This window comes from Psychrobacter sp. 5A.1 (assembly GCF_030407455.1).
Classification (GTDB): domain Bacteria; phylum Pseudomonadota; class Gammaproteobacteria; order Pseudomonadales; family Moraxellaceae; genus Psychrobacter.
The window spans coordinates 17,500-30,474 of record NZ_JASDDJ010000021.1; the positions used below are offsets into that span (position 1 = coordinate 17,500).

The 12,975-nt window shown below is 43.1% G+C and carries 10 protein-coding genes; 8 read left to right on the forward strand and 2 right to left on the reverse strand.

Annotation, left to right across the window (positions count from 1 at the left end):
• The first annotated feature begins 137 nt into the window (after window positions 1–137).
• Entirely contained in the window at window positions 138–704 is a 567-nt protein-coding gene (locus QL982_RS06505; protein ID WP_290161873.1) for a hypothetical protein, read from the forward strand.
• On the opposite strand, the gene QL982_RS06510 is transcribed toward QL982_RS06505, so the two are convergent.
• On the reverse strand, window positions 696–1,460 hold the full coding sequence (locus QL982_RS06510) for a DpnI domain-containing protein (protein WP_290161872.1): 765 nt from the start codon (window positions 1,458–1,460) through the stop codon (window positions 696–698). The two genes, QL982_RS06505 and QL982_RS06510, sit on opposite strands and share 9 nt — an antisense overlap.
• A gap of 170 nt (window positions 1,461–1,630) precedes the next feature.
• On the opposite strand from QL982_RS06510, the gene mltG reads away from it, so the two are divergent.
• Together mltG and tmk are read left to right on the forward strand one after the other, a co-directional pair.
• Entirely contained in the window at window positions 1,631–2,923 is a 1,293-nt protein-coding gene (gene mltG, locus QL982_RS06515; protein ID WP_290161870.1) for an endolytic transglycosylase MltG, read from the forward strand.
• A 120-nt stretch (window positions 2,924–3,043) separates the two neighbouring features.
• Window positions 3,044–3,742: a dTMP kinase gene (gene tmk, locus QL982_RS06520; protein ID WP_290161906.1), complete on the forward strand. Its 699-nt coding sequence runs from the start codon at window positions 3,044–3,046 to the stop codon at window positions 3,740–3,742.
• A gap of 372 nt (window positions 3,743–4,114) precedes the next feature.
• Here the strand turns inward: tmk and QL982_RS06525 are convergent, their stop codons facing one another.
• The gene (locus tag QL982_RS06525) at window positions 4,115–6,418 is read right to left on the reverse strand and encodes a cation:proton antiporter (protein ID WP_290161868.1); all 2,304 of its coding nucleotides are present in this window, start codon (window positions 6,416–6,418) and stop codon (window positions 4,115–4,117) included.
• A 963-nt stretch (window positions 6,419–7,381) separates the two neighbouring features.
• Between QL982_RS06525 and QL982_RS06530 the strand changes: the two genes are divergently transcribed.
• The 5 genes from QL982_RS06530 to QL982_RS06550 all read left to right on the forward strand — a co-directional run bounded on the left by QL982_RS06530 (window position 7,382) and on the right by QL982_RS06550 (window position 12,906).
• Complete coding sequence (locus QL982_RS06530) at window positions 7,382–8,836, forward strand: Do family serine endopeptidase (RefSeq protein ID WP_290161866.1); 1,455 nt, start codon at window positions 7,382–7,384, stop codon at window positions 8,834–8,836.
• Between the two features lie 592 nt (window positions 8,837–9,428).
• Complete coding sequence (gene dapA, locus QL982_RS06535) at window positions 9,429–10,334, forward strand: 4-hydroxy-tetrahydrodipicolinate synthase (RefSeq protein WP_290161864.1); 906 nt, start codon at window positions 9,429–9,431, stop codon at window positions 10,332–10,334.
• A gap of 105 nt (window positions 10,335–10,439) precedes the next feature.
• Complete coding sequence (locus QL982_RS06540) at window positions 10,440–10,787, forward strand: hypothetical protein (protein ID WP_356645147.1); 348 nt, start codon at window positions 10,440–10,442, stop codon at window positions 10,785–10,787.
• A gap of 135 nt (window positions 10,788–10,922) precedes the next feature.
• Window positions 10,923–11,636, forward strand: coding sequence for a phosphoribosylaminoimidazolesuccinocarboxamide synthase (gene purC / locus QL982_RS06545; RefSeq protein ID WP_290161862.1), 714 nt, complete (start codon window positions 10,923–10,925; stop codon window positions 11,634–11,636).
• 379 nt (window positions 11,637–12,015) lie between these two features.
• Window positions 12,016–12,906, forward strand: coding sequence for a DUF1963 domain-containing protein (locus QL982_RS06550; RefSeq protein WP_290161861.1), 891 nt, complete (start codon window positions 12,016–12,018; stop codon window positions 12,904–12,906).
• Window positions 12,907–12,975: the final 69 nt, after the last annotated feature.

A 12,975-nucleotide genomic window follows, 5' to 3' on the forward strand; every position in this document is an offset into this window, starting at 1 on the left:
ACTTCAGTCATCAATGCCAACTAGATTAGCAAAAGTACTCAAAAGAAGTGATCGTCTTTTGTTACGCAGACTTGTGCTATCAAGCAAATCGATCAATGATCCTTTCTCAGTAGAAATCGTTAAAAGGACAGTATCGTATGCGCTCAGTCTATGAAGAAACTAGAATTCCACTACAAATTCGTCGATTAATGGTTTTTGATGAAATTTGCCAACTGGCTAAAAGTAAGCCTGATGAAATTGTGCATTTATCACCTTATACCCAATTATCATTTGGTGTGATGTATTTACTAGACTTTAAAAGATTTGTCGCCTTCGGTGGTATGTTCGAGTATGCGTACACGCGAGAGGAGGTTATTGAGCAGCGTATTTCTGTCATTCCTAATGATGAGTTAGTGATGTGTGCACTGACAGTCAATTTAAAAGCTTTTACCAAGCCTGCTCGCAATGCAGTTGGGCTTTTATTGCAGTGGAATGATTATGTAAAAAATAGAATGCACGCTTACGTTGATTATCATGAAGAGTATTTTTTCAAAATTAATGATGAGATTGATTGGAACTACCCAGCGCATAAGTTTCATCAGCGCCTTGTTGCTACTGCAAGATTACCGCTATGGGACGATAGAGATGAGTTAATTGCTGATGTGTACCGCGATAGAAAAGGGAAGCCGAGACCTGAGCGCTACAACGAGAAGCGGTTAGTATAATTTTCGATAGTGACCACGGCTTACAAATTCAATAATGCCTTTATCACGTAGTATCTGTAACTGCTGACGGATTTTATCTGGAATATAGTTATTTTCAGGGTGTTTAAGTTTTAACTCGTCAGCAAAAGCATAAACTTGCTTTAGCGAAAAATGAGTATCAAGTCTATCGATACACTGCCAAATATCTAGCGTCCAACCACGCGAAGCAGTAGATTGTTCACGCAAAAACAAGGTTTTTTGAAATTGTTGGGTAACGTTTTCGCGTGATATGACTTGCTGATCTTTGACCAAAAATACTTTGCCTGATTCTGGTACTTGCCGTAAGTCGATGTTGCATCCAACCCAACCCGCGCGTCTGGCAGTCGCTGATAACGGCTTACGCTTGATAATAATATCGGGTTTGAAAAACTGCTTAGGAATAATTAAAAAATTATTAACGGTGCATTCTTTTGAGTAGGTCAAAAAGAAAAAGCTGGGATTGTCTTCACTATTGATACGCTCAATCATGGTCTTATAAGCGCCATCATTGACAATGTTGCTTAGTTTGGCTTTTTTACTTTTTAGCTCATATTGCTCACGACAATGTGCGCAGTAAAAATCCGCAACGGGTTTGCCATTAACAAATTCGGTTAAAGGCTGGGCGCTACAATTGGGGCAGTAACCATTTTCTTTTACCCAAGCTTCACTAAGGACACGTATGATTTGTGCTTTGGAGGTATAATTTTTGGCAAGACTTCGATTGAAATGTAGGTTCATAAGATATTTTCATTATTAATAGATAAGCTGAGAATACTGAAAAAAGCGTCTGAGTATTAAGCCATATAAACTGCTATCAATAGCAAGATAATTCATAAGCTAAGCAAATACCATTGAAAATGGTACGGTTCAGTGCTAAATTCTAGCAAACATCTGCCCTGCGAGTTGCCATGAGCAAGCCTACCCCTGAAACACCTCCTGAACGTCCGAATGAAACGCCATCGAATCAACAAGATAGCAGCGTTGAGGCGCGTGTCGATACCACATTGCCGGATTCACAGCCAGTAGAGGATGGAGTAAAGGAGACGCCTGCGACCAATGTGTCACTGATCAGCGGAGAGAGTAAGCCGCGTCAGTATAAAGTGGACAACCCATCGTTTTTTATGCAGCGTGGCTATCAAGTATTGCTGGTATTGGGACTTATTGCGGCGTTTTTCTTAGTCATGGTCTATCAGACATTATTTGGACGTATCGAGCAGCCAGCCAAGATGGTTACGATTGGGCAGGGTCAGACTTATTATGGCTTACTGCCACAGTGGCAACAGCAGATTCCGCTGTTTTCTGCCAGTGTGGCCAAGCTTTATATCAAATCGCAAGTCGATGCGCCATTACATGCAGGTATTTACCAATTACCAGAAAACCCAACCATTGCTGAAGCGTTGCAAGTGCTAGCACAAGGTGCAAAAGCGGCGATGGTTAAGGTACAAATTATCGAAGGCAAAACGTCCAAAGACCTTTATCAGACACTGCGCGATAATAATGGTATCAAAAAAGAAATCCTGACCGATGCTAATGGCAGTGATAAAGACAATGCCAGTATTGCCCAAGCCTTGGATTTGGCGGGTATATTGCCAGACAGCGTGGTTAATAGTAGCGACCCGATTGTCAATTATAATCTCGAAGGGTGGTTTGCGCCTGATACTTATTATTATGGTGAAGACACCAGTGACAAAAAAGTGCTCACTGATTTGTACAAGCGTCAGCAGCAAGCATTGACCGAAGCATGGGAAAATCGTGCGCCCAACTTGCCTTATGATAGCCCCTATGAAGCGTTGGTGATGGCGTCTATTATCGAAAAAGAAACGAGTGTGGCAGAAGAGCGAGCGTTGGTGTCGGCGGTATTTAGAAACCGTCTGAATAAAGGCATGCGCATGCAAACCGATCCGACCATTATCTATGGTATGGGCAGTCGCTATGATGGCAATATTCGTCGCAAAGACATCAACGAAAAAACGTCTTATAATACGTATCAAATCGATGGCTTACCGCCAACGCCAATCGCACTGCCATCTGCGGCCTCTATCGAAGCGACTTTGCATCCTGCCGACAGTGATGCGCTATACTTTGTCGCGACTGGTACCGGTGGACACAAATTCACCAACAGCTTGGCTGCACACAATCAAGCGGTAAAAGACTATCTAAAAGTCATGCGCGAAAAGAAAGCACAAGCAGCATCACAGTAGCTTAGTATATATAGCAGCAGCACCTCTATATCTTCTTAAAAAACCTATCATTTACTGAGCGTTATGCAACTATCTACATAACGCTCATCAATGACATAAGGTCATATCATGTCAGCACCTATGCACACTGATGAACTATCATCGAATCTATCTGCCTCAAGCCCTATCCATACCGACACGACGCCTACTTTGGGGCGTTTTATCAGCTTTGAGGGAACGGAAGGCGTTGGAAAAACCACCGCGATTGAACAGCTTTGCGTGCGTCTCGAAGACAGCGGCATCCAGTATCTACGTACTCGCGAGCCGGGTGGTAGTCCATTCGCTGAGCGATTGCGCGATATATTATTAGACCCTGCCACTGATATTAATGATGATACAGAGCTGTTGCTGCTATTCGCCGCGCGCTGTGATCATATGCAGCAAGTGATTATACCTGCGCTACAAAGTGGTACATGGGTGATATGCGACAGGTTTACGGACTCTACCATTGCCTATCAAGGGTTTGGTCGTGCACATGGGGATGAGGCAGTACGAGCCAAGATTGATGCGCTGATTGAGCAATTTGTGCCGCAGCTGCCTGAGCTAACCTTATGGTTGGATTTGTCAGTATCAGAAGGCATGACACGTGCCAACAAGCGTAGTGCTGCCGATCGCTTTGAGCAGCAGGCGACCGAGTTTTTTACGTGGGTGCATGAAGGCTTTAGTCAATTGGCGAGCGAGTATCCTGAGCGCATACAGCGTATTGATGCATCAGGCAATGCCGATGAAGTGGGTGCGCGTATATGGTCAACGGTACAGGATAAGCTGGATATTGAATAGCTGGCTTCATAGTGAAGTTCTAGGGCGTGTCCTCATTTTAAAAATGGTGATAAAAATGAGATAAATTGCCGTCAAACGAGGAAAATAGTGCAGATAATATCGAGATATTGACCAACTATTTGACGATGTTTGGCAAAATTTAGCTGTTTTTAGCCCATTTAGAGGACACTCGATTGAATTGAGGGCACGCCCTAATAAGCCAGCATTTGATTGTTTTCCATGTTAGAGAGATTATCAAAATCGTTACCATAAAAAGCCCCAACATTACGTTGGGGCTTTTGTGTTTCTTAAACCATCAATATAGTAGATAAATAGTCACTCAAAGAGTGGGCGTCATTATTTATTTACTGGCTATTTACTAGCTATTTACTATTACTTATCTTTATTATCTACTTCATTATCTACCTTGCTTTCTAAGCTCGTCGGCTTGGTATCCTGAGCAATCTCGATGTCAGCACTTTTGGCATTGTCTTGACCAGAGTCAGGTAAGCGATTTGGATCAAGCGCGCCTTTTTTATTTTTAGGCGCACTGCCATTGCCATTGGTATTACTCGTAGAGGCTTTCGTTTTTGAAGTCGCTGTCGAGTTTGCAGACATGACGCCTTTATTGTCTGTGCTCGTAGCAGTGGGTTTTGATTCTTCTTTTTGCTCAGACTTCGCGACTGGCGATGACTTGGACTCTGCGCTATTGTTTGGGCCGTTTGGTGATTGATGGGCAGTATTTTGCTCATCCTTTTTATCATTATCGGCCGAAGATTCTGGCGCTGCTGTCGAGCTATCCTCAGGGCTAAGCTCCTTCTCTTTGCGTTTTTCAGGCGCTTTTGAGCTAGATTCAAAGTTGGCATCTGCCGCCATGCGAGCTTGTTCTTGCTTGGGCGTCACATCTACTGGCTTTGGTTGTACTTCATCTTCTACTACTAGCGAGATGAGCTTGCGATCACGAGGGACATTACCATCAAAATGATCGGTGATGACATGCAATTTGCCCTCTTTGTCTATGGTATAGAGCGGGACAAATTGTTTGTTATCGGCTTTGTACTGCTCAAAACTATAGCTGTCAGTGATGTTGGTTATTTTGATTCGGGCTTTTTTGGACAGCATACTGGCAAGCTTGGTATACGTCGCATCTTTGCCAAACAACCATTGTGAGTGGAAATTTGATTGCTTGTCGTCACGCTCGCTTCTGGCCTTTTCATCGCTGAATTTTAGGCGGTATAATTTGCGTTCACCAAATTCATGACGATAATGAATCTCGGACAAGGTATTCATTTCCTTGTCCATACTCATGGCAAACAAACGCCCAATACCGATAAGGTCAAGGTGATGATCGGCATGATCAGAGATGGGATTACCAAAATAAGTACGCAGGCCACTCATGCGTGCGCGCGCGATGTTGGTATAGTTATTATGCGCAACGATGACATCAAAGCCTTGATCTTTGAGAGAGGTGGCTATCAGTAGTGCGATGGGGTTTGAACCGACGATAAGAATACCGTTGGTCTCAGGCTCACGGACGCCAAGCAAGTTGCCGACCACTTTTGAGCCTAAGCCCTGAATCATAACCGTACCAATAATGACCATAAATACTAATGGTACGAGCAGCTCAACGCCTTGAATATCATACTCTTGCAAGCGAATAGCAAACAGTGATGAAATAGCTGCCGCGACGATACCACGCGGCCCAATCCAACTAATCATCAGCTTTTCATTGGTCTTGAGGTTTGAGCCGATAGCCGATGCCCAAACAGATAGCGGACGCGCCACAAACATCACGATAGCAAGTAATACGAGCCCTGCAAAGCCAACACTCATTAAGCTTGCCAGTTCTACACGTGCCGCCAAAATAATAAAGAGCACAGAAATCAGTAGAATGGTTAAGGATTCGTTGAACTCTAGAATCGTCTCACGTGGGAATTTTGGCCAGTTCGCCAATGCCACACCCAATACTGTAACGGTCAATAGACCAGACTCGTGCTCTAAATGGTTCGATATTGAGAACAGAACCAAGACAAACGCAAGGGTAAAGACATTGCGTAAAAACTCAGGAATCATATGACGGCGCATAAGGAACGCCAGTACCCAAGCGCCTGCCATACCCATTGCAGTCGCCAACACAACGATTTTAGCAAACAATAAAATACTACTGGCTTCGCCGCCCGAGATAATATATTCATAGACCAATACCACCGCAATAGCGCCGATTGGATCGATGATGATACCTTCCCATTTTAGGATGTTAGATATCGTCTTATTCGGGCGCACACTGCGCAGTAACGGCATAATGACCGTTGGGCCAGTCACGCAAACCAGCGCACCGAATAGTAAGGCGATTAGTGGATCGACATTAAATAATAGATAGGTCGATAACGCGACGATAGCGATGGTGATGAGAACGCCTACCGATACCAGCATTTGTACGACAGTTCCATGCTGCTTAATCTCATCGAACTCTAAGGTCAGCGAGCCTTCAAAGAGAATAATCGCTACACCCAAAGAGATGAAAGGGAACATCAGCTCCCCCAATACCAAGTCGGGATCGAAGATACCCAGTACAGGACCGACGATAATACCAATCAGTAATAAAAATAAAATGGACGGTTGCTTTAAGTACCAAGCCAACCATTGGGCGGCGATGCCAATCCCAACCACGCCAGATAATAATAGGGCGGTATCCATAAATTGATCCTTTTATAATCTTGTCATATTTTATATCTATCAATCAATCGCTCTTTAGCACCTATCTATAGAGGCACATTTTACAAAAGCTGAACGACAACAATGGCCAAGTGACAATAATGGTTAAGTGACAACAATGACAACCATCATGGATCATAACGTGAGCCAGATATGATATATATACTATAAAGTAATAGAGACAAACGCATTCCTAGACAAATAATGCCCATCTCAAGAAATACAATTAGCAGTGTCAACCTTGCTTGTGCTACTGGCTTGGCTTACGAGCGGTAGTACCTGCACTTGTTTTACTGTTATTCAAATTTTTAGAAATGGTATAAGCGTCTCTAGACATGCAAAAGATGAAAAATAAGGGTGATGATAGCCAATTCTATAAATATATAGTCCGTAATAATAATGGCTATTAACCTACATTTTTTATAAAGTTATTAGGCTTGCCATCATAACATGATTTTATTTCATACCTACTAAGGCTGAGCTTACCACGACACAGTTTATCCACTATGACACTGCCACATCGTCAACTATATAAAGGTATTGCTTGTACTCGGCTGTCTTGTATCGATATTATAGTGGGTTGATTATAGTATTGAGCAACCACAACAGGGTATAGAACCATTATGAAATAACCAATCCTTGGGTTATCCTGAATTACTGAAATGATAGCAAAATAACGTGATGGTTTATCATACAGTAGCGGCATTTATCGTGCATGCAGCTTGTATCGTGAATTCACTATGAAAGAGTTGCAGCAACGGTTGCCATGCAAAGGCAATAAAATATAGATATAGATATAGCATGCAGACAAGCTAAAAAATATTAAGATGGCTTAAGCTAAAGTCACATTTTTTACCTGTCTTATAATGGCTCTAGAGAATAACCAGAACCAATTTATTAACATTGACAATAATAACAATCATGATCACTCATATGGAGGATGGTATGCGTACAGATATGTTTACAGCACAATCTAAATTGAATATGCAGCATTGGTTACAGCGTAGTGCGTTGGCGCTTGCTGTCAGTACATCGATGGTCGTTGGTATGACCGCCACGACTATGACCAGTGCTCAAGCTGCAGTCAGCACGGCAGACTTCTCTGACTTGGTGCAACAAGTGACCCCAGCAGTCGCCCGTGTGAACGTCACAAAAACGATTAGTGAAGCTGAGCTTGCCAAGGCGCAGACAGCTGAGCTGCTACGTCAGTTTTTTGGCGATCGTCTAAGTATTCCTGAACAGGCTACCATGCCAGCGATTGAGCATGCTTATGGCACAGCTTTCTTTGTCAGCTCTGATGGCTACATGCTGACCAACCATCATGTGGTGGAAGGTGCGGATAAAATCACGGTCACACTCAATGATAGAACCGAGCTAGATGCAGTTTTAGTCGGTAGTGATGAGCGCTCAGATGTGGCAGTGTTGAAAGTCGTGGGTAATAAATTCCCACCTCTACCTATCGGTGACTCGAATGCGCTGAGAGTAGGAGAGCCTGTACTAGCGATTGGTTCACCATTTGGTTTTGATTACTCGGCATCCGCGGGTATTGTCAGTGCCAAATCGCGCAGTTTTTCGCGTGAGACCAGTGTGCCATTTATTCAAACAGATGTGGCACTGAACCCAGGTAATTCAGGTGGGCCACTCTTTAACCAGCGCGGTGAAGTTATTGGTATTAACTCGCGTATCTTTAGTGGTACCGGTGGTTATATGGGGCTATCATTCTCGATACCGATTGACGCGGCAATGGATATCTATCAGCAGCTAAAAACAGATGGCGAAGTGGTGCGTGCTTATCTAGGTATTTATCCACAAGATATCGATCGTAATCTAGCTGAGGCTTATAAGCTGGCTCGCCCTCAAGGTGCGCTATTGACACGTGTGTCACCAGACTCACCAGCACAAAAGGCTGGTCTAAAACCTGGTGATATTATTTTGCAATATAACAATGTGCAGATTATGCAGGCCTCAGATTTGTTGAATCTGCTAAATCGAGCTAAGCCAAGTGATGCATTCCGTGCGCAGATTCAGCGTAATGGTAAGCAAATGATGGTCAGTGGCCAGCTTGCGTATGCACCTGATGACGTGAGAGCACAAGGCGGTGATCAACAGAATGACGATGTACAGTTGGGCTTACGTCTACGTAATTTGACTGTCGATGAGCAAGCCGAAATCGCCGTAGATCATAAAACAGGCATTTTGGTGACGACAGTTGACCCCACTGGGCTTGCTGCACGTTCGGGTATATTGGCAGGGGATGTCATTACCAATTTCCATCAAAAACCGATTAAGGAAGTAACTGACTTTTCAGATGCGATTTCATCATTACCTGAAAAAGGCGTGGTGACGATGGAAGTTATCCGTCAAGGTATCCCTGCGATTATCGGGTTACGGATTGAGTAGAGGCCATTCTTCGAGCTTTACTAAATGTCATTAAAAGCGTCAAAGCAGTGTGTACATCAATGATTGTGCTTTCGTCAGCTTGGTAATAACATATAATATATTCGTCAGTAGTGGTATTGGGACACGAGGACTGCCCTTTCGACTTTACCGTCCCACTATTGATGTGTTGACGATTCGTTAATATTACAGAAGAGACTTATCAGCGTTTATTTATTCAGCTAAACTGATTTACCGTGATATGAGCATGTAACAGTAAGGTTTTGAGCCAAATTTGATGATTGTCAGTGAATGATAGAACGTATTTTTTGGCATTAAATTTATGGGCGTATGGCCAATTGATTGATAGCGGTTAAACCAAAATATGCTACACTAACCAGCGCTCTTATTATTATAATTCTATCGTTTAGCAAGTGCTTCGTATACATAAGAATCTCTGCTGCAAACGCTATTATAGTAAATAGAGACGCCGAATTAACATCAAGCAAGTCATGCCATCAGCGTCTATCAACGCATATACCGCTTTGGCCACTTGCAAACGACCTATCATGTGACAGCTTTGATAAAAGCTAGGATAATACAGTAAGGCACGGTTATGAGCACAGCATACGACGAGATCAAAACCCGACTACAAGGCTCAATGGTAGCCTTGGTAACGCCCATGCATCCTGACGGCACGGTCGATTATAAACGTCTGGCAGACCTCATAGATTGGCAGATAGAGCAGGGCACGCATTGCCTTGTGGCTGTTGGTACTACTGGTGAATCAGCGACCCTATCTATGCAAGAGCATAGCGATGTCATTCGCTATTTTGTCCAGCATGTCAAAGGTCGTGTACCGGTCATCGCGGGTACTGGTGCCAACAACACGATGGAAGCGATCAAACTGACTCAAGATGCAGCAGATGCAGGCGCAGACTGTGCTTTGCTAGTCGCTCCTTATTATAATAAGCCACCGCAAGAAGGCTTGTTCCAACATTACAAAGCCATTGCCAACGCTGTCAATATACCGCAAATGCTGTATAACGTGCCAGGGCGTACGGTCGTTGATATCGCGCAAGAAACAGTCGAGCGTTTGTGTGATATTGATAATATCGTTGCTATCAAAGATGCCACAGGCTCTGTCGGTCGCGGTGAGCAACTGATTAAAGTCGTTGGTGATAGAATGGTCGTACTATCTGGTGACGATGGTACGGCGCTTGATTTGATGAAAGTAGGTGGCAAAGGCAATATCTCGGTCACTGCGAACGTAGCGCCAAAAGCCATGAGCGAAACTTTTGCTGCTGGCTTACGTGGTGATTTTGATGCGGCTGGTAAAATCCATGACGTGGTCAAGCATCTACATCGTGACTTGTTTATCGAATCAAGCCCTATCCCAGCGAAATATGCACTACATAAAATGGGAATGATAGATAAAGGTATTCGTCTACCCTTGGTTTGGCTGGCTGACGCACATCACGACACTATCGATCAAGCGTTGGTTCGGGCAAATATACTATAAATGGATACTCAGTGATTTAAGGCTTGTGGCCAACTCGATTGTTCACTTTCGAGTTGGCGGTGAGCCAGCTTATAATGATAAGCCAGTCGCCTAAATGAGTCACAACTGCTAACTCAGAGAGACAACATGATGACAGTGACATCAAAGACAGCATCATCAACGACAAAATTATTTCCAGCAATGCTGACCCTAGTTTTGGGTAGCACCTTAGTATTAAGTGGCTGCCAGAGTACCAAAGATTTGCTAGGCAAACGCGACAATGGCAGCTTAGATTATCAACAAAGCAAAAAACTTGCGCCGATAGAGCTACCAGCTGCCCAAGAAACGGCGCCTTTTGTGCCTTTATACCCAACGCCTAATGTAGGCGCGAACACGCTCAAACTAAAGAATGAATCAGGCAATCAGTATCAGCTGCCAAAACCACAGCGCGCTGTCAGTAACGCCTCGAATTAAACCAAATTGACTCCCTTATTTATATCGCTGACTTTGGCGGTTTTTTTATTATAATCGTCTTTAACTTGTAACATATAAGTCAGCGATAGCTGCGCGTTTTTACCACATAAGCTTGAACGAACAGGAACCCCCATAATGCAAAAGCAACAACTGTTGTATAAAGGTAAAGCCAAATCTGTCTATGAAACAGAAGACAATGATCTTCTGATTTTGCACTTCCGTGATGATACCTCAGCGCTTGATGGTAAACGTATCGAACAATTGGCACGTAAAGGCGTGGTGAATAACCGCTTTAATGCTTTTATCATGCAAAAATTGTCTGATGCGGGTATCGAAACGCATTTCGAGAAGCAATTGTCTGATGATGAAGTGTTGGTTAAACGCTTGGACATGATTCCTGTAGAGTGCGTGGTTCGTAACTTTGCAGCTGGTAGCTTGGTACGTCGTTTGGGCTTAGAAGAAGGTCAAGCATTGACGCCGCCTACTTATGAGCTGTTTTATAAAGACGATGCGCTTGGTGATCCAATGGTTAATGAGTCACTCTCTGTCTCTCTTAGCTGGGCGACCAAAGAGCAATTGGCTAAGATGGAAGAGTTGACCTATCAAGTCAACGATGTATTAAAGGCATTGTTTGATGCGGGTGATTTAATCTTAGTTGATTTTAAACTAGAGTTTGGCGTATTCCATGACCGTATCGTGTTAGGTGATGAGTTCTCACCAGATGGCTGCCGTATCTGGGACAAGAACACTAAGAAGAAACTTGATAAAGACCGTTTCCGTCAGTCACTAGGTGATGTGATTGAAGCTTATGAAGAAGTGGCTGACCGTATTGGTGTGCCATTAAAATAAGTATCTGATACTTAGCATAAAATAAAAAACTGAGCCATGTGCTCAGTTTTTTTATGTCATTATATTAATATTGGTTCCCTAGTGAGGACTTGAATACTCGGCTGCGTGCTAATGTTATCAATGGTTTTGCTCAGTGAAATAGTCGCAGTGTACTTCGTGGTGTACCTAACATACATATTCTATCTGTGATCGGTGCGCTATACAGGCATCGAACTGCTAGTATTGGACAGGAACTTAATCACTATCAAACCCACAGCACAGGATTATCGAGCTGTGTGATTAAAATCTCCCAAGTTAATTTCTATCAGATTAACTGCAGGGATCAGTATTTAGATACAAAGTAATCCACTAATCATTAAAATAACTATAGCGAGTGAATATGACGGACGATACTAATTTACCTAGCCCAACCTTGCAAACAATGCTTGAAAAAAGCCGTGTTGAAATGGTGCGAATGATACTAAAAAATAGCAATGGAAAGTTACCTTTAACTGCCAGTAAAGTGGGTGGTATGGGTTATTTGCCGATGGGCGAAACCTATCCCAGTCAGGCGGACGGCAAACCATTGGCGTTACTCGTGCAGATAAATTTTTCAGAGTTAAGTAATGCTGTGGATTTAACGCAACTACCGCAACCATTGCCTGATAATGGTATCTTACAGATATATATTGGCAATACTGACTTATACGGTGCTGATTTTGATAAACCTTATCCCAGTGATACTTATCAAGTGCGTTATTGGGCAGATACAAACTTACCTGTTAATCAAGCCGACTTAGACGAGGCTATGGCTAGTGTCAAAACCATTTTTCTAGAAGAGGATTACGTATTACCTTTTGGTGTGAATGACGAATTTGCCCTAACATTTGAGCAGGCGGTGCAGTCTTCTAATCTCTATGCTTACGACCCTTATGAAGTCACAGGAAAAACACCATCTGAAACGAGCGAACTTTATGATGAAGATGCTATAGAAGCAGAGCTCAAAGCGAAAGGGTTGGATGATGTTGACCCTTACGATGTTATTGACAAATACCTCGAACTGGCAGGCGTTGGTGGTCATCAAATCCTAGGCTATCCTTATTTCACCCAAACTGACCCTCGTGAATATGAGAAATCATTAAGACAATATATTCTGTTATTCCAACTTGATAGCGATGATGACGTGGATATCATGTGGGGTGATATGGGTGTAGCGAATTTCTTTATTACGCCTGAAGCACTTTTAGCACGAGATTTTAACCAGTTAGTATACAACTGGGATTGCGGTTGATTTATTACATATAAGTGTTGTTAAGACAGAGTTAATCAATTGTGATGGTACACCTAATAAAAATTTCTT

What these genes read in the sequence shown, in the direction of transcription:
- purC (WP_290161862.1), top strand. Translation starts at nt 10,923, where the DNA reads ATGCAAAAGCAACAACTGTTGTATAAAGGTAAAGCCAAATCTGTCTAT.
- QL982_RS06530 (WP_290161866.1), top strand. Translation starts at nt 7,382, where the DNA reads ATGCGTACAGATATGTTTACAGCACAATCTAAATTGAATATGCAGCAT.
- QL982_RS06505 (WP_290161873.1), top strand. Translation starts at nt 138, where the DNA reads ATGCGCTCAGTCTATGAAGAAACTAGAATTCCACTACAAATTCGTCGA.
- QL982_RS06525 (WP_290161868.1), bottom strand. Translation starts at nt 6,418, where the DNA reads ATGGATACCGCCCTATTATTATCTGGCGTGGTTGGGATTGGCATCGCC.
- mltG (WP_290161870.1), top strand. Translation starts at nt 1,631, where the DNA reads ATGAGCAAGCCTACCCCTGAAACACCTCCTGAACGTCCGAATGAAACG.
- tmk (WP_290161906.1), top strand. Translation starts at nt 3,044, where the DNA reads ATGCACACTGATGAACTATCATCGAATCTATCTGCCTCAAGCCCTATC.
- QL982_RS06510 (WP_290161872.1), bottom strand. Translation starts at nt 1,460, where the DNA reads ATGAACCTACATTTCAATCGAAGTCTTGCCAAAAATTATACCTCCAAA.
- dapA (WP_290161864.1), top strand. Translation starts at nt 9,429, where the DNA reads ATGAGCACAGCATACGACGAGATCAAAACCCGACTACAAGGCTCAATG.
- QL982_RS06550 (WP_290161861.1), top strand. Translation starts at nt 12,016, where the DNA reads ATGACGGACGATACTAATTTACCTAGCCCAACCTTGCAAACAATGCTT.